General features: G+C 70.5%; 20 protein-coding genes. 15 read left to right on the forward strand and 5 right to left on the reverse strand.

Annotation, left to right across the window (positions count from 1 at the left end; genetic code table 11):
* The 7 genes from OO69_RS13865 to OO69_RS13895 form a co-directional block, all read left to right on the forward strand.
* Nucleotides 1-319: glutamate synthase-related protein (locus OO69_RS13865; protein ID WP_033280904.1), on the forward strand; the 319-nt coding region annotated here is incomplete at its 5' end.
* Nucleotides 316-1440 (forward strand): FAD-dependent oxidoreductase, encoded by a 1125-nt coding sequence (locus OO69_RS13870; protein WP_051800990.1) that lies wholly within the window; start codon nucleotides 316-318, stop codon nucleotides 1438-1440. The genes OO69_RS13865 and OO69_RS13870, both read left to right, overlap by 4 nt.
* A 5-nt stretch (nucleotides 1441-1445) precedes the next feature.
* The gene (locus tag OO69_RS13875) at nucleotides 1446-2096 is read left to right on the forward strand and encodes a helix-turn-helix domain-containing protein (protein WP_051800991.1); all 651 of its coding nucleotides are present in this window, start codon (nucleotides 1446-1448) and stop codon (nucleotides 2094-2096) included.
* A 111-nt stretch (nucleotides 2097-2207) separates the two neighbouring features.
* Nucleotides 2208-3389, forward strand: coding sequence for an MFS transporter (locus OO69_RS13880; protein WP_063744440.1), 1182 nt, complete (start codon nucleotides 2208-2210; stop codon nucleotides 3387-3389).
* A 101-nt stretch (nucleotides 3390-3490) separates the two neighbouring features.
* On the forward strand, nucleotides 3491-6211 hold the full coding sequence (locus OO69_RS13885) for an MGH1-like glycoside hydrolase domain-containing protein (protein ID WP_033280906.1): 2721 nt from the start codon (nucleotides 3491-3493) through the stop codon (nucleotides 6209-6211).
* On the forward strand, nucleotides 6208-7686 hold the full coding sequence (locus tag OO69_RS13890; RefSeq protein ID WP_033280907.1) for an alpha-amylase family glycosyl hydrolase: 1479 nt from the start codon (nucleotides 6208-6210) through the stop codon (nucleotides 7684-7686). Before OO69_RS13885 ends, OO69_RS13890 begins: the two co-directional genes overlap by 4 nt.
* A 197-nt stretch (nucleotides 7687-7883) precedes the next feature.
* A complete protein-coding gene (locus OO69_RS13895) occupies nucleotides 7884-8810 on the forward strand; it encodes a hypothetical protein (RefSeq protein ID WP_033280908.1) in 927 nt (308 codons plus the stop codon).
* A gap of 59 nt (nucleotides 8811-8869) precedes the next feature.
* On the opposite strand, the gene OO69_RS13900 is transcribed toward OO69_RS13895, so the two are convergent.
* Nucleotides 8870-9325: a MarR family winged helix-turn-helix transcriptional regulator gene (locus OO69_RS13900; protein ID WP_033280909.1), complete on the reverse strand. Its 456-nt coding sequence runs from the start codon at nucleotides 9323-9325 to the stop codon at nucleotides 8870-8872.
* 177 nt (nucleotides 9326-9502) lie between these two features.
* Between OO69_RS13900 and OO69_RS13905 the strand changes: the two genes are divergently transcribed.
* Nucleotides 9503-10960: an MFS transporter gene (locus OO69_RS13905; protein WP_033280910.1), complete on the forward strand. Its 1458-nt coding sequence runs from the start codon at nucleotides 9503-9505 to the stop codon at nucleotides 10958-10960.
* A 216-nt stretch (nucleotides 10961-11176) separates the two neighbouring features.
* Here the strand turns inward: OO69_RS13905 and OO69_RS13910 are convergent, their stop codons facing one another.
* Nucleotides 11177-11845 (reverse strand): helix-turn-helix domain-containing protein, encoded by a 669-nt coding sequence (locus OO69_RS13910; protein ID WP_033280911.1) that lies wholly within the window; start codon nucleotides 11843-11845, stop codon nucleotides 11177-11179.
* Between the two features lie 99 nt (nucleotides 11846-11944).
* On the opposite strand from OO69_RS13910, the gene OO69_RS13915 reads away from it, so the two are divergent.
* Nucleotides 11945-12790 (forward strand): patatin-like phospholipase family protein, encoded by an 846-nt coding sequence (locus OO69_RS13915; RefSeq protein WP_033280912.1) that lies wholly within the window; start codon nucleotides 11945-11947, stop codon nucleotides 12788-12790.
* 232 nt (nucleotides 12791-13022) lie between these two features.
* Nucleotides 13023-14246 (forward strand): cytochrome P450 family protein, encoded by a 1224-nt coding sequence (locus OO69_RS13920; RefSeq protein ID WP_033280913.1) that lies wholly within the window; start codon nucleotides 13023-13025, stop codon nucleotides 14244-14246.
* Here OO69_RS13920 and OO69_RS13925 read toward each other — a convergent pair.
* Both OO69_RS13925 and OO69_RS13930 read right to left on the reverse strand, forming a co-directional pair.
* Entirely contained in the window at nucleotides 14243-14902 is a 660-nt protein-coding gene (locus OO69_RS13925; RefSeq protein ID WP_051800992.1) for a DUF402 domain-containing protein, read from the reverse strand. The genes OO69_RS13920 and OO69_RS13925 overlap by 4 nt on opposite strands.
* Nucleotides 14903-14927: 25 nt before the next feature.
* Nucleotides 14928-15725, reverse strand: a complete 798-nt coding sequence (locus tag OO69_RS13930) for an AraC family transcriptional regulator (protein WP_051800993.1) — start codon at nucleotides 15723-15725, stop codon at nucleotides 14928-14930.
* A gap of 162 nt (nucleotides 15726-15887) precedes the next feature.
* Here OO69_RS13930 and OO69_RS13935 point away from each other — a divergent pair, with 162 nt between their 5' ends.
* Genes OO69_RS13935 through OO69_RS13945 form a run of 3 tightly spaced genes read left to right on the forward strand, consistent with a single transcriptional unit; the run spans nucleotide 15888 to nucleotide 18227 of the window.
* A complete protein-coding gene (locus OO69_RS13935) occupies nucleotides 15888-16484 on the forward strand; it encodes a non-oxidative hydroxyarylic acid decarboxylases subunit B (RefSeq protein WP_033280916.1) in 597 nt (198 codons plus the stop codon).
* Nucleotides 16485-16519: 35 nt separating this feature from the next.
* Complete coding sequence (locus OO69_RS13940) at nucleotides 16520-17944, forward strand: non-oxidative hydroxyarylic acid decarboxylases subunit C (RefSeq protein ID WP_033280917.1); 1425 nt, start codon at nucleotides 16520-16522, stop codon at nucleotides 17942-17944.
* Between the two features lie 55 nt (nucleotides 17945-17999).
* Nucleotides 18000-18227, forward strand: coding sequence for a non-oxidative hydroxyarylic acid decarboxylases subunit D (locus tag OO69_RS13945; protein ID WP_033280918.1), 228 nt, complete (start codon nucleotides 18000-18002; stop codon nucleotides 18225-18227).
* A gap of 21 nt (nucleotides 18228-18248) precedes the next feature.
* Here OO69_RS13945 and OO69_RS13950 read toward each other — a convergent pair whose 3' ends face one another.
* Entirely contained in the window at nucleotides 18249-18668 is a 420-nt protein-coding gene (locus OO69_RS13950; protein WP_234444430.1) for an ATP-binding protein, read from the reverse strand.
* Between the two features lie 296 nt (nucleotides 18669-18964).
* On the opposite strand from OO69_RS13950, the gene OO69_RS13955 reads away from it, so the two are divergent.
* Both OO69_RS13955 and OO69_RS13960 read left to right on the forward strand, forming a co-directional pair.
* Nucleotides 18965-20062 (forward strand): PP2C family protein-serine/threonine phosphatase, encoded by a 1098-nt coding sequence (locus OO69_RS13955; protein ID WP_033280920.1) that lies wholly within the window; start codon nucleotides 18965-18967, stop codon nucleotides 20060-20062.
* Between the two features lie 71 nt (nucleotides 20063-20133).
* Complete coding sequence (locus OO69_RS13960; RefSeq protein WP_033280921.1) at nucleotides 20134-20589, forward strand: MarR family winged helix-turn-helix transcriptional regulator; 456 nt, start codon at nucleotides 20134-20136, stop codon at nucleotides 20587-20589.
* The last annotated feature ends 11 nt before the right edge of the window (nucleotides 20590-20600 follow it).

Below are 20600 nucleotides of genomic sequence, written 5' to 3' on the forward strand. Positions count from 1 at the left end.
CGCCGAGTACCGCCAACTCGGCTCAGCCGCAGGCTACTTCGACGACTTCCAGGACGGCCGCGACCCGGCCGGCATCTCCACCCAGGACGAGGAACTCGCTGCCCGCCTCGACCCGGTCGAAGGCGGACGCCGACTCGCCAACTACCTCCGCGTCCTCACCATGGAGGCCCAGACCCTCGCCCGCGCCTGCGGCAAGGCCCACCTCCACCACCTGGAACCCGAGGACCTGGTCGCCCTCACCATCGAGTCCGCCGCCATGGCCCGCGTCCCCCTCGCCGGCACCGACTGGATCCCCGGCACCTCCGGAGCCGCCCTGTGATCGCCGTCGTAGGAGCAGGCCTGATGGGCGCGGCCACGGCCTGGCAACTCGCCCGGCAGGGTCATGAGGTCACCCTCGTCGAGGCGTACGAGATCGGCCACAAGTCCGGCAGCTCCCACGGCAGTTCACGCATCTACCGCCGCGCCTACGCCGACCCCCTCTACGTCCGCCTGACCGGCGAGGCCCGCGAACTCTGGCAGGAACTGGAGCACGACACAGGCGCCCAACTGCTGCGCCTCACCGGGGGATTGGATTTCGGCGCGGGCCGTGACCCCAAGGGCATCGCCGGCATCCTCGCCGCAGCCGCCGTACCGCACGAACTGCTCACCGCGGCCCAAGCGGCGGACCGCTGGCCGCAGTTCCGCTTCGACGGTCCCGTGCTGCATCACCCGGACGCGGGCACGGTCGACGCCGACGCGACGGTGGCCGCCGCGGTACGGCGGGCCGCCGAAGTGGGCGCCCGCGTCCTCACCGGCACCCGCGTCACCGGCGCGGAGATCCGCGACGACGCCCGCGTAGATCTACGCACACAGGACCACACCCTCGTAGCCGACACAGTCGTGGTCGCGTCCGGCGCCTGGCTGCCTCAACTCGCCGTCCCACTAGGCATTCCCGGGCCTCTGCCGCCCCTTCGGGTGACCCAGCAGCAGGTCTTCCACTTCCGCCGCCGCGACCCGGAGACGGCCACCTGGCCCGTCTTCGTCCACAAGGACGAGCTGAGCCTCTACGGCCTTCCGTCCGGCAGCGACGGCGGACCGCTCCCGGCGTTCAAGGTCGCCCAGCACGACGAGGGCACGCCCACAACTGCGGACACCCGCACCGGCATTGTCGATCCGGCCTCGCGCGACAAGGTGACCGCGTGGGTGGAATGCACGCTCCCGGGCCTGGACCCCACACCCGTCGCCGAAGCGAGCTGCCTCTACACCACCACCCCCGACGAGGACTTCGTGCTCGACCGCACCGGCCCCTTCGTCGTCGTCTCTCCGTGCTCGGGCCACGGCGCCAAGTTCACCCCGCTCATCGGCGCGATGGCCGCCGACCTCGCCCTGGGCCGCGCCGAGCCGCATCCACGCTTCGCGCTCGGCAAGTCCCGGCGGACCACGGCCCATCAGGCAGAATGACCGCCATGGGCACCGACCACCACGACCAGGCACCCGCGCTGCCCGACCGGGAGATCACCCCCGAACAGGCTGACGGGCCAGTGGACTTGGAGACCGCGATCGCCCGCCAGGTGCGTCGCTACCGGATCGCGGCCGGGCTGTCCGTGGCGGAGATGGCGGCCCGGGTCGGCATCTCGAAAGCGATGCTCTCCAAGATCGAGAACGCGCACACCTCGTGCAGCCTCACCACGCTCGGCCGCCTCGCCACCGGCCTCAACGTCCCCGTCACGGCCCTCTTCCGAGGCGTCGACACCGAGCGCGAGGCCGTCTACGTCCCCGCAGGCCACGGCGCCCAGATCATCCGCCGCGGCAGCCGGGTCGGCCACCTCTACGAACTCCTCGGTGCCCTGCGCGGCCCCCACAAACGCATGGAAGCCGTCCTGGTCACCCTCACCGAGTCCAGCGAGGTCTTTCCCCTCTTCCAACACCCCGGCACCGAGCTGCTGTTCATGCTCGAAGGTGTCATGGTCTACGGCCATGGAGAGGCGGCCTACACGATGCGCCCCGGCGACGCCCTCCAACTCGACGGCGAGGGCGCGCACGGTCCCCAGGAACTGGTCGAGCTCCCCGTCCGTTTCCTGTCCGTCACCGCCTACGGCGACCACGGAGGGGACTGACCGCTCTGGTGACGGACCGGTCCGCTCGCTAGGCTGCGCGACAGAAACGGGATCGTCAACGCGCCGGTGGCTGGGTAGCGCGTCTCTCCGACGTGCTCATTGGAGACGCCGATGGCGTACCGATCCCTGCTGCGTGTGCCCGGCGCGGCCTTCTTCCCGCTGGGCTTCCTGGCCCGCCTGCCCTATGCCACCTCGTCGCTCGCGACGCTCGTCCTCGTCCAGGCCGCCTCCGACAGTTACGCCTTCGCCGGACTCGCCGCGGCGGCCCAGGGCATCGCGAACGCGCTCGGCGCCCCCATCGCCGGGTCACTGGCCGACCGCCACGGCCACCGCCTCGTCGGGACGGTCACCGCACTCGCCAACGCCGCCGCCCTGACCGCCCTCGTCGCGGCGAGCCACACCGGCCGCGCGAGCATGCTGACGGCCGCCGCCCTGTCCGGACTCACCCAACCCCCGGTCGGCCCCCTGATCCGGGTCCACTGGTCACGCCTGCTGCACGCCCGCGCCCGGCCCGACCTCATGCCGACCGCCTTCTCGTACGAGGCGACCGCCGACGAGATCAGTTTCGTCGCCGGACCCGCGCTCGTGGGACTCCTCACCGCCCTCGGCCCGACCGCCCCGACCCTGGCCGCCATCGCCCTGCTCCTCCTGGCCACCCTGCCCTTCACCCTGTCCCTGACCCAGGGGAGCAGTGAGCACCGGCAGAGCACACGCGCCGCGCGAACTCCCTTGCCCCGACTGCCACTTGCCGCGATGTTCCTCGCCATGGCCGCGGTGGGCACGGTATTCGGCGCCGTACAGACCGGCGTCACCGCCTACTCGAACGAGAGCGGTCACCCGGGCAGCGCCGGACTCCTCTACGCCGTCTTCGGCATCGGCAGCGCGATGGCAGGCGCCGCCTGCGCCTGGCTCCCCGCGCATTTCGGCCTCCGCCGCCGGTACGTGACCTTCGCGGCGACACTGCTGCTGGGCACGCTGACCCTGGTCGCCGGGGAGCGGGGGCACGTACTCCCCGCCGCCATGGCCGTCGCCGGAGTCACCGTCGCCCCGTACCTGATCAGCCTCTACGCCCTCACCGAACGCCTCGCGCCCACCGACCGGGCGACCGTCGCTCTGACGATCCTGTGCGCGGGCGGCCCCCTCGGCACCGCGACCGGGCAGTCAGTGGCCGGGTACCTCGCCGACAGGCACGGCAGCGCGGGCGCGTTCCTGGTGGCGCCGGTCGCGGCGGCAGCGGCGTTGCTGTTGGCGATCACCGCGGTCCTCGCGCACTCCGCCCGGACCCGGAGATGAACGAGAGGGGACCATCCGCATGATCGGCCCGGTATCCGTTGCCGTCGCGCGCAAGACACCGGAGTCTTGGGGAAGGTGCCGGGCCACGAGGAGGACACACGATGGGGACGAGCGGTGACACGTCGGATGCCGAGCGGCGACGGCTGGCCGAGGCCGACGATTCCGGGGTGCCCTGGCGCCGTTGGGGCCCCTATCTGAGCGAGCGCCAGTGGGGGACCGTACGGGAGGACTACAGCCACAGCGGCGACGCCTGGTCCTACTTCACCCACGACCAGGCCCGCTCCCGCGCCTACCGCTGGGGCGAGGACGGCATCGCGGGCGTGAGCGACGACAAGCAGCGGCTGTGCTTCGCGCTCGCGCTGTGGAACGGCCGCGACCCGATCCTCAAGGAGCGGATGTTCGGCCTCACCAACTCCGAGGGAAACCACGGCGAGGACGTCAAGGAGTACTACTTCTACCTCGACAGCACGCCCACGCACTCGTACATGAAGTACCTCTACAAATACCCGCAGTCGGAGTACCCGTACGAGGACCTCAAGGCCACCAACCAGGCCCGTGGGCGCGGCGACTTCGAGTACGAACTCCTCGACACCGGCATCTTCGACGAGGACCGCTACTTCGACGTGTTCGTCGAGTACGCGAAGGCGGGCCCCGAGGACCTGCTGATCGAGATCACCGCGCACAACCGCGGCCCCGACGAGGCCCCCCTGCACCTGTTGCCGACCCTGTGGTTCCGGCACACCTGGTCCTGGGCCGGTGGCACCGCCGTACCGTCCATTCACCAGGAACCCGGCGGCCAACTCCGAGCAGATCACGAGGAGTTGGGTCAGCGCTGGCTGTACTGCGACGCGGGCGCGGAGACCCTGTTCACCGAGAACGACACCAACAACGAGAAGATCTTCGGCAGTTCGAACTCCTCCCCGTACGTCAAGGACGGCATCGACCGCTACGTCGTCGGAGGCGAGACCGGAGCCGTCAACCCCGAACGGACTGGCACCAAGGCCGCCGTCCACCACGTGCTCACCATCCCGGCCGGCGAGAGTGCCACCGTCCGCCTGCGCCTCACCGCCGCCGAACTGCCCGACTGGACTGGCGACTTCGACACGGTCATGACCCAACGCCGCGCCGAGGCCGACGAGTTCTACGACGGCATCACCACCCCTGACACCTCGGCCGACGAACGGCGCCTGGTCCGGCAGGCGTTGTCCGGGATGCTGTGGAGCAAGCAGTACTACTACCTCGACGTCGAGCGCTGGCTCTCCGAGCACGGTGTCGACCCGCTCGCCTCCGACCCCCGGGTGCGGAACAGCAACTGGTACCACATGGTCAACGACGAGATCATGTCGATGCCGGACACCTGGGAGTACCCGTGGTTCGCGGCCTGGGACCTCGCCTTCCACACCGTCGCCCTGTCGATGGTCGATCTCACCTTCGCCAAGGGCCAGTTGGACCTGCTGCTGCGCCGCCTCTACCTCCATCCCAACGGCCAGATCCCGGCGTACGAATGGAACTTCGGCGACGTCAACCCGCCGGTGCACGCCTGGGCCACCCTGTTCCTCTACGAGCTGGAGAAGCACCGCACCGGCAAGGCCGACCGCGCCTTCCTGGAGAACGCCTTCCAGAAGCTGATGAAGAACTTCAGCTGGTGGCTCAACCGCAAGGACACCGACGGCAACAACGTCTTCCAGGGCGGCTTCCTGGGCCTCGACAACATCGGCGTCTTCGACCGCAGCGCCCCGCTCCCCACCGGCGGCCACCTGGACCAGGCGGACGGCACCGCGTGGATGGCGCTGTACTGCCAGAACCTCCTGGAGATCGCCATAGAGCTGGCCGTCGACAACCCCGTCTACATCGAGCAGGCACAGTCCCTGTTCGAGCACTTCGCGTGGATCGCCGTCGCCATGAACCGCATCGGCGCCGACAACGCGAGCCTGTGGGACGAGGAGGACGGCTTCTTCTACGACGTGCTGCGGCTGCCCGACGGCACGGCGACCCGGCTCAAGGTGCGCTCGCTCGTCGGCCTGATCCCGCTCGCGGCGACCAGCCTGGTCGGCGGCTGGGCGGACCAGCGCTTCCCCGAACTGGTCGCGGGAGCAAGGGAGTTCCTCGAACGTCATCCGGCCGTGGAGGCCACCATCTCCTCGCACGAGGCGCTGGGCCCGAACGCCGACGGCCGCTATCTGTTCGCCCTGTTCGGCGAGGACCGGCTGCGGCGCATCCTGTCCCGGATGCTCGACGAGGGCGAGTTCCTCGGCCCGCACGGCATCCGCTCCCTGTCCCGCTTCCACGCCGAGCACCCGTACACCTTCGAGGTGCACGGCGAGTCGTACGGCGTCGGCTATCTGCCCGCCGAGTCCGACTCCGGGATGTTCGGCGGCAACTCCAACTGGCGTGGCCCCGTGTGGTTCCCGGTCAATCTGCTGCTGATCCGCGCCCTGCTCAACCTGCACGCCTTCCACGGCGCCGAGTTCACCGTCGAGTGCCCCACCGGATCGGGCAGACAGCTCACCCTCTACGAGGTCGCCCGCGAGATCTCCGACCGGCTCACCGCCACCTTCCTCAGCGACGCCGACGGACACCGGCCGGTGCACGGCGCCCAGGCCAAGTTCGCCAAGGACCCGCACTGGAAGGACCTGATCCTCTTCTACGAGTACTTCCACGGCGACAACGGCGCCGGCCTCGGCGCCTCCCACCAGACCGGCTGGACCGGCCTGTCCGCGGTCACCGCCACCCTCTTCCACACCCTGGGAGACCAGGAGTGGTCGACCCGGGGCCGCGAGAGCCTCCGCCCGACCGGCGACCGAGAGGAGCCCCTGTCATGACCGCCTGGCCCGAGCACCCGGTGATCTACGAGATCAACACCCTGATCTGGCTGGGGGAGCTGAGCACCCGCTACGGCCGTACCGTCACCCTCGGCGAGGTGCCCGCGCCCGCCTGGGACGAGGTCGCCCTCCCTGGCATCGACGCCGTCTGGCTGATGGGCGTGTGGGAACGCAGCCCGGCCGGACTGGAGATCGCGCTGCGCGACGCCTCGCTCCAGGCGTCGTTCCGGGCCGCGCTGCCCGACCTGCGCCCGGAGGACGTGGCCGGATCGCCGTACTGCGTCCGGAACTACGTCGTGGACGCATCCCTCGGCGGCCCGGAGGGGCTGGCGGAGGCCCGCGCCCAACTGGCCGCGCGTGGCGTCCGGTTGATCCTCGACTACGTCCCCAACCACGTGGCCCCCGACCACCCCTGGCTGACCGAACGCCCCGGCTGCCTCGTCCAGGGCACCCAGGACGACCTGTCCCGGGACCCCGCCGCCTTCCTCGAAGCCGGTGGCAAGGTGTTCGCCCGAGGCCGCGACCCGTACTTCGCGCCCTGGCCCGACGTCGTCCAACTCAACGCCTTCAGCGATGAGTTGCGCATGGCCGCCGTCGACACCCTCGCCTCGATCGCCGACCAGGCCGACGGCGTCCGCTGCGACATGGCCATGCTGCTGATGACCGACGTCTTCGCGAAGACCTGGGGCGAACGGGCCGGCACGGCACCGGCCGAGGACTTCTGGCCGTACACGATCCCCAAGGTGCGCGAGCGTCACCCCGACTTCCTCTTCGTCGCCGAGGCGTACTGGGACCTCGAATGGGCCCTGCAGCAACAGGGGTTCGACCACTGCTACGACAAGCGGCTCTACGACCGGCTGCTGCACGAGGGTGCGGAATCGGTGCGCGGTCATCTGCGGGCCGATGTCCGCTACCAGCGCGGGTTGGTCCGCTTCCTGGAGAACCACGACGAACCCCGGGCCGCCGCCACGCTGTCGCCCGAGCGGGAACGGGTGGCGGCCGTCACCATCGCCACCCTGCCGGGCGCGACGCTCTGGCACGAGGGGCAGTTCGAGGGGCGACGGGTGCGCCCGCCGGTCTTCCTCTCCCGTCGGCCGGAGGAGCCCGTCGACAAGGAACTCCTTGCGTTCCAGCACCAGTTGCTCGCCGCCGTCGGTTCCTCCGGTATGCGCAGGGGAGGGGAGTGGCAGCTGCTCGACTGCACGGGCTGGCCGGACAACCCCACCCACGAGAACCTGATCGCCTGGTCCTGGACAACGGATTCCGGACGCCACCTCGTCGTCGTCAACCTCTCCGAACAGCCCGCCCAGGGGCGGGTCCGCCTCCCGTGGACCGACCTGCGCGGCGGCTCCCGCCAACTCACCGAGCTGCTCGCCGACTTGACCTACGATCGCGAGGGCGACGAACTGGTCGACCCCGGTCTCTACGTCGAGTTGGAGGGCCTGCGCTGGCATCTACTCGCGGTGATGCCCTGATCTTGACCTGTGACCAACTGATGAAGGATTGACGGGAGTTGTGAAAGGTGACAAGAATTCAGCTTGCTTCGCTGTGCCTTAGCTGAGCGGAGCACCTGCGAGCGGTCCGGTCGCGCACGCCCTCGATCGTTTCCTTTCGTGCGCCCGCCGCTCGTTCTGCCACCTCCCACACCTTTTAACCATCGTCGAGGCTCACTTTGTCACGTTCGCACCACCTCCAATCCCTGTCCGCCCTCGCGGCCACCGCGTTCATCGCCGCCGCCGCGCCCGTGCTCGCGGCCGGCCCGGCGAGCGCCACCGACGCCGCCGCGTGCCAGTCCGCCACCGTGCAGTACCGCATCGTCGGAGCCGATGGAAACGTTGTCGGCGCGGACTGGACCTCGCAGGGCGGTTTCCTCCAGTGGGACACCATCCCCGGCACGGTCGAGGTCCGGCTGGCTCCCGACCAGAGCGTCGGGGACAGCTGCAAGTACCCCGTCTCCCTCGCCGAGTACACCGCCGAGGGCCCCAACTGGTACAACTCCGGCCACCAGACCATGGTCGACAAGGCCACGGTCTACCTCACCTCCAAGGACGTCGCCGGCGCGAGCGACGCCCAGCAGACCTATCAGCAGCTGAAGGTCAAGTCGCCCGACTGCTACGGCCAGATCGACCTGTACGGCGACGACGTCACGTACGACGGCGGTACGGGCGAGGGCCACGGCCCTCTGCCGTACGAGCCCGACAACATCATGACGCCGTACCACCTCATCGCGGCCTGGAACGGCGGCGACAAGGAGTGCACCCCGAGCACCCCGGACTCGCCCACCCCGACGCCGACGCAGCCGGCCTCGGCGCCGCCCGCGACGCCGTCGACCCCGGCCGACAGCACGCCTCCCGCCGAGGAGTCGACCCCGCCGGCCAGCCCCAAGCCGTCGACGACGCCTCCCACCTCCGCGCACGTTCCGCCGCTGAAGTCGTCGCCCTCGCCCAGCCCGAAGGCGACGCCGAACGGTGGCAACCAGCCGCTGGCGGAGACCGGTTCGAACGCGCCGGTCGGCCTCATAGCGGGCGGCGCCGCCCTGGTGATCGCCCTGGGTGCCGGCGGGGTCTACGCGGCCGGCCGCGCCCGCCGCTCCTCCTGACACAGCCACGCCCGGCGTGAACTGACCGCCCCGTCCCGTGCGTTGTCACGGGGCGGGGCTCACGGCCGTGGCCAGGGACGCCCGCCGATCCGTTCGATGTCGGTGTTGAAGCGTCGTAGAAAAGCCGCGAAGGCGTCGATGTCCTCGTCCGACCAGTCGTCCATGATCTGGTCCAGGGACTGGACGAGACCCTCGCGTTCCTCGTCGAGCATCCGCGCGCCCAGGTCCGTGATGCGGAACTTGCGGGCCATACCGCCCTGCGGATCGGGGATGCGCTCCACAAGACCGGACCGCATGGCGGCCGCCGTCTGCCGGTTGAGGGTGGACGTGTCGAGACCGAAGGCGTCGCTCAACTCGCCGATGGACATGGGTCCTTGGACGCGGATCCGGCTCAACAGGATGTAGGCGCTGCGCTCCAGGACGCCGTCCTTGCGGCGCCCGCCCTTCTGCGCGAGCAGCCCGTGCCGGCTGAGAAGCATCTGCTCGTACTCGACCTCGCGCGTGCGCCTGTCCATCGGTCCGCTGCCTCCTGCTTCCTGCCGATGCCGCCGCCGTGTCCTGCGCTCCGGGGCGGCCCGGCCCATCCTCGCACGACGTTATGCATCATCCCCATCACATGGCTGATACATACGATGTGTACGATGCATATTCCTTCACTTCCCGACTGAACAGACATGCCGAGGAGTCCCGTCATGGACGCCCCCCAGCCCTCAGCCCGCGCAGGCGGCGTGATCGCCACGCTCGCCTTCGCCGGCACCACCGCGGCGATCATGCAGACGCTGGTCACCCCGCTCATCGCCGATCTGCCGGAGATGCTGCACACCTCGTCCTCGAACGCCGCGTGGGTGATCACCGCCACGCTGCTGGTGGCCGCGGTCTGCGTGCCGGTCGTCGGCCGCCTCGGTGACCTGCTGGGCAAGCGCCGCATGCTGCTCGCCTGCTCCGTCCCGCTGATGGTGGGCTCGGTGGTTTGCGCGCTCTCCTCGTCCGTGGTTCCGATGATCGTCGGCCGCGGTCTGCAGGGCATGGGCATGGGCATGGTCCCGCTGGGCATCGCCCTGCTGCGGGACGTCGTACCGCAGGAGAGGCTGAGTCCCTCCATCGCTCTCGTCAGCGCCTCCATGGGCATCGGCGGCGGCCTCGGCCTGCCGATCGCCGCGGCCGTCGCGCAGTACGCCAACTGGCGTGCCCTGTTCTGGGGTTCGGCCGCTCTCGCCGCGGTCGTCGCCGTGCTGATCTGGTTCCTGATCCCGGACGTACCGGCCGCCGCCAAGGGACAGCGGTTCGACGCCCCCGGCGCCCTCGGGCTCGCCGTCGGCCTCGTCTGCCTGCTCCTCGGCATCTCCAAGGGCGCCGACTGGGGCTGGGGTTCGGCCACCGTGCTTGGCCTGTTCACCGTCGCGATCGTGGCTTTCCTGGCCTGGGGCATCTGGGAGCTGCGGACCAGCGACCCGCTGATCGACCTCCGTACGACGGCCCGCCCCCGGGTCCTGATCACCAACATCGCCTCGGTCTTCGTCGGCGTCGGCATGTACTCGAGCATGCTGGTCGTCCCGCAGCTGCTCCAGTTCCCCGAGGCCACCGGCTACGGCCTGGGCCAGTCGATGCTCGCGTCCGGCCTCTGGATGGCGCCCGGGGGCATCATGATGATGATCGTCTCCCCGCTCGGCGGAAAGCTCACCAACGCCCGCGGCCCCAAGTTCACCCTGATCAGCGGCGTCCTGGTCATCACCGCCGGCTACGCCCTGTCGATGGGCCTGATGAGCTCCGCCTGGGGCCTCATGGTCGTCTGCATCGTCATCAACAGCGGCGTCGGCCTCGCCTACGGCGCGATGCCCGCCCTCATCATGAGCTCGGTCCCGCTCTCCGAGACCGCCGCGGCGAACGGCTTCAACACCCTGATGCGCTCCCTCGGAACCTCGATCGGCGCCGCGGTGATCGGCGTGGTCCTCGCTCAGATGACCACCACGGCAGGCGGCTACACCTTCACCTCGGAGGACGGCTTCCGCACGGGCCTCATCATCGGCGGCGGCGTCGCCCTGCTGGCGGCCCTGGTCGCGGCGGCGATCCCGGCGGTACGGGCAGCCGCACCGGCCGAGGAGAAGGCCGAGGCGGTCAGCGAACTGGAGGACGCCGGGGTCGAGTCCTGACCTCGGTGGGCTGAACGTACGGGGTTCTGCTGCCCGGCGATGGAGGACCGAGGGATCGGTCTTCTACGCCGGGCAGCGTGCTGTTCGGCGTCAACTCCCCGGTGGGCAAGGCCCCTTGCGGCGAGATGGTCGGACGGGGATGCCGGATTGGGGCCAACTGCGGTCCGCGCACGGCCGTAGACCGGTCTGCGGCCGTGAACTCACGTCATAGGCACGTCAGTTACGCGGCCCGAGGCCCTGCAGCGCGTCGTTGAGTTGTGCCGCGGTGAGGGCGGGGGAGGGGAGCGGGGTCGTAGCGGGGGTGGCGCGCAGGCCGTCGAGGAGGAGCGCGAGGGGGCGGCGCCAGGCGTCGGGGCCGGCGGCCTCCGTGAGGGACGGGACGGTGCGGCCCAGGGCGGCGAGGGCGAACAGGACGTCCTCCGGGGTGACGTCCGCACGGATCGTGCCCTGGTCGCGGCCGCGGCTGAGCAACAGTTCCACGGTCTGGCGGTTGTGCGCGTGCACGGCCTGGAGCGATGCGACGCCGTCGAGGTGGGTGGTCATCAGGTCGTTGGTGCCGCGGTCGGCGGCCAGACCTGCGAAGACGGTCTCCAGATAACCGGTGAGCCCGGCCCACGCGTCCTCGGCGTCGCGCGCCTGCTCGCCCACGGTCATCGTGTCGGTGAGCAGGTCGCGGAACACCGCGTCCACCAGCGCGGCACGGGTGGGGAAGTGCCGGTACAGCGTGGCGTTGCCGATGCCCGCGCGACGGGCGATCACGTCGATCGGCGCGTGCAGCCCCTGCTCGGTGAAGACGGCGTGGGCGGCCTCGATCAGCAGCTCCCGGTTGCGCCGCGCATCGCGCCGTCGACCAGGTGCCGTCGTGTCGTTCGGGCCCGTCATCATCGTCCTCCGAGCTGGTGGGGAGTGGTCCCCGGTACTGATGCTATCGTCGATCCATCAAGTGGGGAGTAGTCCCCACTTCGACGACGAGGGGGTGGCGTCATGCATGGCACGGCACTGGTCCTGGGCGGTGGCGGGCCCGTCGGCGGGGCGTGGATGACGGGCGTGCTCGCGGGGTTGGCGGAAGCCAGTGTCGACCTCGACCGAGCCGACGTGATCATCGGCACCTCCGCGGGTGCGATCTTCGGCGCCCGGCTCGCGGCCGGTGAGGCGCCGGGGGAGTCGTACGAACGTCAGGTGACCCGCGCCGACAAGGTGGAGTTGCGGGTCACCACGGCCCAGACGATGCGCTTCCTGTGGGCGGCACTGGGATCCAGAGATCCGCAGCGCTCTGTACGACGGCTCGGCCGCGCCGCCCTCGCCGCCCGCACCGGACCCGAGTCCGAACTCCTCGACGCGATCGGCACGTTGCTGCGCGGCGCACGGGACTGGCCCGACCGCGCCCTGCGCATCGCGGCCGTCGACGCCTCGACAGGGTCCCTGGAGACGTTCGACGCCGACTCGAAGGTCCCCCTCGTCGAAGCGGTCGCCGCGAGCTGCGCCGTCCCGCTTGTCTCGCCGCCCGTCACGGTTGCGGGCCGCCGCTGGATCGACGGCGGCAGCCGCACGACCGCCAACCTCCACCTGGCCGCCGACCATCCCCACATCCTGGCCGTCGCACCGATCCCGCGTGCGGTCGGCCCACACCCCAGCGCCCACCAGCAGGCGGCCCAACTCACCGCCCAGGGAGCCGAGATCACCCTCCTGACCCCGGATCGCGAGTCCCGACGCGCGATGGGCCGCGACCTGACCGCCGACGCCCGCCGCCCGGCGGCCGCCCGGGCTGGTTACGCGCAGGCGATGGCTCTGGCGGACGGGGTGCATGCCGTGTGGCGCGGGGGTGGGTGACTGTCCGGCCGCCAGCGGACGGTATCGATCTGCCGATGCTTGCCGTGCGGTGGCCGTTCGAGTCGGCCTCGTCCAGGCGACGGCCTTCTCGGCACGCGGGGTGCACGTCGTATGTGGCGACAGCCTGTAACGGCAAGGCCCCGCATTCCAACGGGCCGGTCGACAGGCGGGCCATGTCACGTGCCGTACCGACCCCGCCCACACGCCCCCGGTGACCCCCGAAAGGAGTGCCATGCCGGCACCAACCCTCCAGGACCTGACCCCCGACGGCCTCGACCTCACCGCAGACCCCCACCTCGTCTACGCCGCCCTGCGTGAGCGCGGCCCCGTGCACCGGGTCCTGGTGCCGGGCAGTGGTGAGACCTGGCTGGTCGTCACCCGGGACGCGGCCCGTGCCGCGCTCACCGACCCGCGGCTGCGCAACGACATCCGGCACTCCTCGACCTGGCAGGACGACGGCGGCCACGCCCTCGGCCGCAACATGCTGCAGACCGATCCGCCGGACCACACGCGTCTACGGCGGCTGGTCGCGGGTCACTTCACGCCCGCGCGGATCGCCGCACTCCGGCCGCGGATCATGGAGATCGGCGCCGATCTGCTTGCCGAACTGCTGGCGCGGGGGACGGTGGACCTGGTGAGCCGGTACGCCCTGCCGCTCCCCGTCACGGTGATCTGCGATCTGTTCGGGGTGCCCGCCGCTGACCGTACGGTGTTCCACGCCTGGTCGAACGAGCTAGTCATGCCCGCCTCGCCCGAGACGGGTGCCTCCGCTGCCACCGCCCTGGGCGGCTACCTGACCGAGTTGATCCATCAGAAGCGCGGTACGCAACAGGTCGACCTGCTCAGTGATCTGGTCGCCGCAGCCCGCGAACCCGCCGCCGAGTCGCCCCTCACCTCCGAGGAACTCCTCGGCATGGCCTTCCTCCTGCTCGTCGCCGGGCACGAGACGACCGTCAATCTGATCTCCGCGACCGTCCACGCCCTGCTCACGCACCCTGATCAACTCGAACTGCTGCGTTCCGAACCGGACTTGGCCGGTGCCGCAGTGGAGGAGGCGCTGCGGCACTACTCGCCGGTCCACGCCACCGCGTTCCGTTTCGCGGCCGAGTCCCTGGACCTCGCCGGTACCCGTATCCCGGCCGGGGACGCGGTGCAGATCTCCCTGGCCGCGGCCTCCCGCGATCCCCTCCACTTCCCCGAGCCCGACCGCTTCCACCTACGGCGTCGAGGCCCCGGACACCTCGCTTTCGGCCACGGCCTCCACCACTGCCTGGGAGCACCCCTGGCCCGTACCGAGGCGACCATCGCCGTACGCCTCCTCCTGCACCACTGCCCGGACCTCGCCCTCGCCGCCGACCCCGCGACACTGACGTGGCGGACGAGCACACTGCTCCGGGGCTTGAGTGAACTGCCGGTGCGTATCGGCCCGTCGGGAGATCCGGGCGGTGTCGACTAGGTCAAGTCCAGGGCGTCGGTGGGCAGTTGGGGATCCGGCCAGTGAGGCTCGTAACGCCATGTCCCCAACCCCCGTTCCGCGGCGAACGGTCCATCGCTTCCCTCGATCATCGCTACCACTTCCTCGCGAGCCTGCTCCACCGCCAGGTGATCGGCCTCGCTCACCACCCCCAACCGGCGGCCGTGGGCGTACTCGTCCTCGTCCTTCCAGTCCCACCGCGACAGATCGGGCGCGACCACCAGGTCCAGCAGCAGGTCGAAGGTGTCGAAGCCGATGGGTGTGCGGCGCATCGGATGCTGGAAGTTGACGTACCAGCGCGTCAGTTGACCGTCGCCCGCCGCGTCGAAGAACGCGTTGACGCTGAACCACCTGTCGGGCGGCACCCACTGGAGATGGGCTGTGTCCCGCCAAGTCCAGTGGCCGAGCTGCCAGTTGCCGTCGGCCAGGTTCGGCAGGGCGCGCAGGCGGGCGGTCTCGTCGCCGGTGAGGAGTGACTCGATCCAGGTCGTCGGGGCCAACGACTCCGCGCCCGGTCGGCACCCCAGGACCAGCGCCTCGGCGGTGTCCTCGACGACCCGGAGCGCATGGGCACTCCACACCTTCCCCCGGAACACATCACGCCGTACGGCGGTCTTACCCGGCTGGAACTCCCGCATACCCACCTCCAGTTGCTCGGGTGACTCATCTCTGCCCGCGTGCCACCGCCCGGAACTCCAACGGCGTACGACCCTCCCGCTTGCGGAAGAACTTCGCGAAGTCGGTCGGCTCGCCGAAGCCGAGCGTGCGGGAGACGTCCGCCGCCGTCGCGTCGGTGTGGACGAGGAGGCGCTTGGCCTCCAGGAGGATGCGGGCGTCCAGGTACTGCTTGGCGGTCGTGCCGGTCGCCGCGAGGGTCGCCCGGGTGAGGGTGCGCGGGCTGTAGCCCAACGCGGCGGCGTAGTCGGCGACTTGGTGACTGGTCCGGAAGTCGCGTTCCAGGGCGGCGCTGTAGCGGCGGAACGTGTCGTCGGCCGGAGCGGACGACACCGGGTCCGGACGCACGTGGGAGAGGCGGAGCAGCAGGACGGAGAGGAGCACCCGGAGCGTCTGGAGGTGGGCGTCGAGGGGGAGCGAGGTCAAGTCGGCGTATTCGTGCGTGAGGTGACGAAGCGTCAGGCTTGTCGATCGCGCGTGCGGGCCCGTCGGGAGCAGGGGTGACTGGTCGAAGGGCGGATCGGCCAGGACGAAACCGGGCTGCCAGATGACGATCGTGCCCCGGGTCGTCGTCAGGTCGGCGGGGACGTACTGGTGCACCTGCCCCGAGCTCACCCACAGCCAGCCGCCCTCCTCCACTACGCAGTCCGTGAAGTCCACCCGGTGGCGCAGCGTGCCCTCGGTGACATGGATCAGGTGGTGGAAGTCCGGCCGCTGCGGCGCCGACAGGTCGATGCCGCGACGCTCACCGCGCGCCAGCAGCTCGGTGAATCCCACGATGTCCATACCGATGGGCGCGCTGAGTGACGGACGGTACGACACGTCCGTGATCTCGGGTCGATGCTGACCGCTTTTTCCCATGGTGAGTCCCGAGCCTACCCTTGTCGGACACCGAACCGCTCCTACGGTCGAAAGCGCAGAGACCGAACTGGGCAAGGAGCTGGCGACGTGCGACTGATCGTGGGGATGACCGGAGCGACCGGAGCCGTCCTCGGTGTCCGGCTGCTGGAGCAGCTCGCCGAGCTGCCCGACGTGGAGACCCATCTCGTCCTCAGCCGCTGGGCCCGGACCACGGTCGAGCTGGAGACGGGACGCACCGCCCGCGAGATCGCCGAGCTGGCCGATGTCGTCCACGGCCCCGAGGACCAGGGGGCCACCATCGCCTCCGGGTCGTTCCGCACCGACGGCATGGTGATCGTGCCCTGCTCCATGAAGACCCTGGCCGGCATCCGCACCGGCTACGCCGACGGACTGATCGGACGGGCCGCGGATGTCGTGCTGAAGGAGCGCCGCCCGCTGGTCCTCGTACCGCGCGAGACACCCCTGAGCGAGATCCACCTGGAGAACATGCTCGACCTCGCGCGCAAGGGCGTCCGGATCGTGCCGCCGATGCCCGCCTTCTACAACCACCCCGCCTCGGTCGACGACATCGTCACCCACATCACCTCCCGCGTCCTCGACCAGCTCGACCTGCCCGCCCCCGCCACCAAGCGCTGGGAAGGCATGCGACCCGCCCGCGACGCCCGCATCCACCCCGCCGCCTGAGCCACCACCCCACACACGACGTACGGAGCCCACGCATGCCCTACGACGACCTCCGCAGCTTCCTGGACACCCTGGACAAGGAGAACCAGCTGCTGCGGATCACCGAACAGGTCCTCCCCGAACCGGACTTGGCCGCAGCCGCCAACGCGGCCGGACGCATCGGCGAAGGCGCCCCCGCCCTCTACTTCGACAACGTCAAGGGCTTCACGGACGCCCGGATCGCGATGAACGTCCACGGCTCCTGGCGCAACCACGCTCTCGCCCTCGGACTGCCCCCGGACACCTCCGTGCGCGAACAGGTCGAGGAGTTCGCCCGCCGCTGGGACGCCTTCCCGGTCACACCGGAACGCCGCGAGGACGCGCCCTGGCGCGAGAACATCCAACAGGGCGCCGACCTCGACCTGTTCAAGGTCCTCCCGCTGTTCCGGCTCAACGACGGCGACGGCGGCTTCTACCTCGACAAGGCCGCCGTGGTCTCCCGCGACCCGCGCGACCCGGACCACTTCGGCAAGCAGAACGTCGGCACGTACCGCATCGAGGTCACCGGCCGCGACCGCCTCGCCTTCCAGCCCGTCCCCATGCACGACGTCGCCCAACACCTGCACGCAGCAGAGGAGTTGGGCGAAGACCTGCCCATCGCGATCACCCTCGGCAACGACCCCGTCATCACGATCGTCGCCGGCATGCCGATGGGCTACGACCAGTCCGAGTACGAGATGGCCGGCGCCCTGCGCGGAGCCCCCGCCCCCATCGCCACCGCGCCCCTCACCGGCTTCGACGTGCCCTGGGGGTCAGAGGTCGTCATCGAGGGCGTGGTCGAGAGCCGCAAGCGCCAGATCGAGGGCCCCTTCGGCGAGTTCACCGGCCACTACTCCGGCGGCCGACGCATGCCGACGATCCGTATCGACCGCGTCTCCTACCGCACCGACCCGGTCTTCGAGTCCCTCTACCTCGGCATGCCGTGGACCGAGGTCGACTACCTCGTCGGCCCCAACACCTGTGTCCCCCTCCTCAAGCAACTCCGCGCCGAATTCCCCGAGGTGCAGGCCGTCAACGCCATGTACACCCACGGCCTCGCGGTGATCGTCTCGACGAAGAAGCGCTACGGCGGCTTCGCCAAGGCGGTCGGCATGCGCGCGATGACGACACCGCACGGCCTCGGCTACGTCACGCAGGTCATCGTCGTTGACGAGGACGTCGACCCGTTCGACCTGCCCCAGGTGATGTGGGCGATGTCCGCGAAGGTGAACCCCCAGGACGACGTGATCATCGTCCCCAACCTCTCGGTCATGGCGCTGGCACCGGCCGCCAACACCCCGGGAATCACCTGCAAGATGATCATCGACGCCACGACCCCGGTCGCACCGGACAACAGGGGCCACTTCGACACACCCGTACGGGACCTCCCCGAGACCCCGGAGTGGGCGGACCGGCTGCGCGCCCTCATCGCCGCCCGCTGAAAGCCCGCTGAACGCCCAGCGCACCGACCCGACCCGACCTCAGGAGTCACCCGTCATGATCTGCCCCCGCTGCGCCCACGACACGGTCGACACCGTGACCACCTCGCCGGTCCCCGGCGTATGGGACGTACTCCAATGCGCCCGCTGCCTCTACATGTGGCGCACCACCGAACCCGACCGCCGCACCCGGCGCGAGGCGTACCCCGTCGAGTTCCGGATGACGCAGGCCGACATCGACGCGGCCCCGGAGGTACCCGTAGTACCGCCGCTGGTCGTCCGCTGAGCGACCCCGCGCGAGGCCGGGTCAGATGGCCAGGATCGCCCGCACCCGCTTGCCGCCCCCGGTGAGCGGGGTGACGTCGAGGCGGTGGGCCAGGCAGCGGACCATGGCCAGGCCGCGTCCGCTCTCGCCCTCGGCCGTCATCGGCCGCACGCGCGGCGGGGTCGGGTTGTCGTCGTAGACCTCGACCGTGACACGCTCGTCGGACAGTTGGAGACGCAGTCGGCACTCGCCGCGGCCGTGCTCGGTCGCGTTGGCGACGAGTTCGGACACGATCAGCGTGGCGTCGTCGATCTGCTCCGCGTCCACCCGGGCCAGCTGATGGCGGGAACGCGCGAGGAACTCCGAGGTCAGTTTCCGTGCCTGACCGGCCGACGCGGCCTCGTCGGGCAGCAGGTACTCCACGCGTACGGAACGCCTATGGGTACGCCGATGCGTACGCATGGCGAATCACTTCCCCTCCTAGGACAACCCGGTATCCCCGCGGCGCCACCGCACCGGGGCCGCCGCAGATCTTGCGCGGCCGGTCCTACACACTTCACTTGCCCGGAGTCCGTGATCGGCAACCAGGCGGCGCCAGTTGGTTGTCGCCGATCAGGAAATGTCCGTTCTCGGACTCAATTGGGTAAAGCGCCGGGCACGTCGAGGGGATTGCCTGGCAGCCTTGCGATGTCCAAAGGTGGGGGAGGGGCCCCTGCGGAAGGCGGCCCTCGAAAGCCGCGACGCCCTTGGAGTGGACCATGGCCGCAGCGAAGCCGCAGCGCAGTCTCTCGGTGCTGACCTGGCTGCCCGCCGCGGTGATGGCGGTGGTCGCGGTCGGCGACCTCGTCACCGGGCCGGGCCTCGGCTTCCTCCCGTTGGCCTCCCTCGGCCCGGCCTTCGCCGGCCTGGTCGGCGGCTGGCGCCGTACCGCGTGGTTCGGCGCGGCGGCCCTCGCCCTGTGCGTCGGACTCGGGCTCTACGACGGCCTGTTCCAGGAGCGCCGGGGCTTCCTGGCGATGGTGTCGGTGGTGGGCGTGACCGGCGCGGGCATCGCCGCTGCCGTGATGCGCGGCCGCCGCGAGGCCGAACTCGCCAGCGTGCGCTCCATCGCGGAGGTCGCGCAGCGGGTTCTGCTACGGCCCGTGCCGTTGACCGCCGGACCTCTCCAGGCGGCGGTGTCGTACACCTCGGCCGTCGCGGAGGCCCGTATCGGCGGCGACCTGTACGAGGTGGTCGCCTCCCCGCACGGCGTGCGGGTCATCGTCGGCGATGTGCAGGGCAAGGGCCTGGCCGCCGTGGAGACGGCCGCCGTGGTGCTCGGCGCGTTCCGCGAGGCCGCGCACGACGAACCCGACCTCGTCGGACTCGGCGAACGCTTGGAGCGCAGCGTCTCCCGGGTGCTGTCCGACGAGAAGTTCGTGACGGCCGTCCTCGCCGAGATCGGCACGGACCACGAGGTGCTCTTCCTCAACTACGGCCACCCGCCCCCGATGGTCGTACGGCGCAACGGCACCGCCGACTTCCCCGTCCCGCCCTCCTACGCCCCGCCGCTCGGCCTGGGCGGCGCGCAGGGCAGCGAGAGCCCGAAGCCGTTCTCCGTGCGCTTCGCGCCGGGTGAGCAACTGCTGCTGTACACCGACGGCGTCACCGAGGCCCGCGACGGCCACGGCACGTTCTATCCGCTGGGCGAGCGGGCGCATCTGCTGAAGGAGCCCGACGCGCAGAGCGCGCTGGACTCCCTGCGCGAGGACCTGGTCCGGCACACGGCGGGCCCGCTCCACGACGACGCGGCGATGCTCCTGCTGCGCTACCACGGCCATGCGGATACGACGGGGGACGAGCCGCCCGTCCGGTGAACACGGGAGGTCAGAGGCGGCCGCAGCCTTCGGCCCACTTGCTTGTTTCGTCAATCAAGTAAACTGGTGGCATGACCACGCCCGAGCAGCCACTGCGCCCCATGAGCCCGCACGAGGAGGAGCTGGTGCGCGAACTCGCCCGGGTGATGCTGGTGCTGCCCCGGGCCGTAGACGCCGACATGATGCGCGAGCAGCGTCTGCCGCTGACCGAGTACACGACCCTCATGCACCTCTCCGAGGCCGCCGACCGGCGCATGCGCATGAGCGAGCTGGCGAACGTCTGCAACCTCTCGCTGAGCGGCATGACCCGCATCGTCACCCGCCTGGAGACCCAGCGACTGGTCGGCCGGGAGCGGTGCGTCGAGGACGCCCGCGGCTGGAACGCCGTCCTCACCGACCAGGGCCTCGCCCGCCTCCAGGAGGCCTGGCCCGCCCATCTGTCCAGCGTCCGGCGCCATGTCCTCGACCACGTCGACGCCGCCGACCTGACCCGGCTCCTCGGCGTGATGCGCCGTATCGCCACCTGACCCACCGAGCA

It is taken from the genome of Streptomyces sp. NRRL F-525 (assembly GCF_000716605.1).
Lineage (GTDB): Bacteria > Actinomycetota > Actinomycetes > Streptomycetales > Streptomycetaceae > Streptomyces.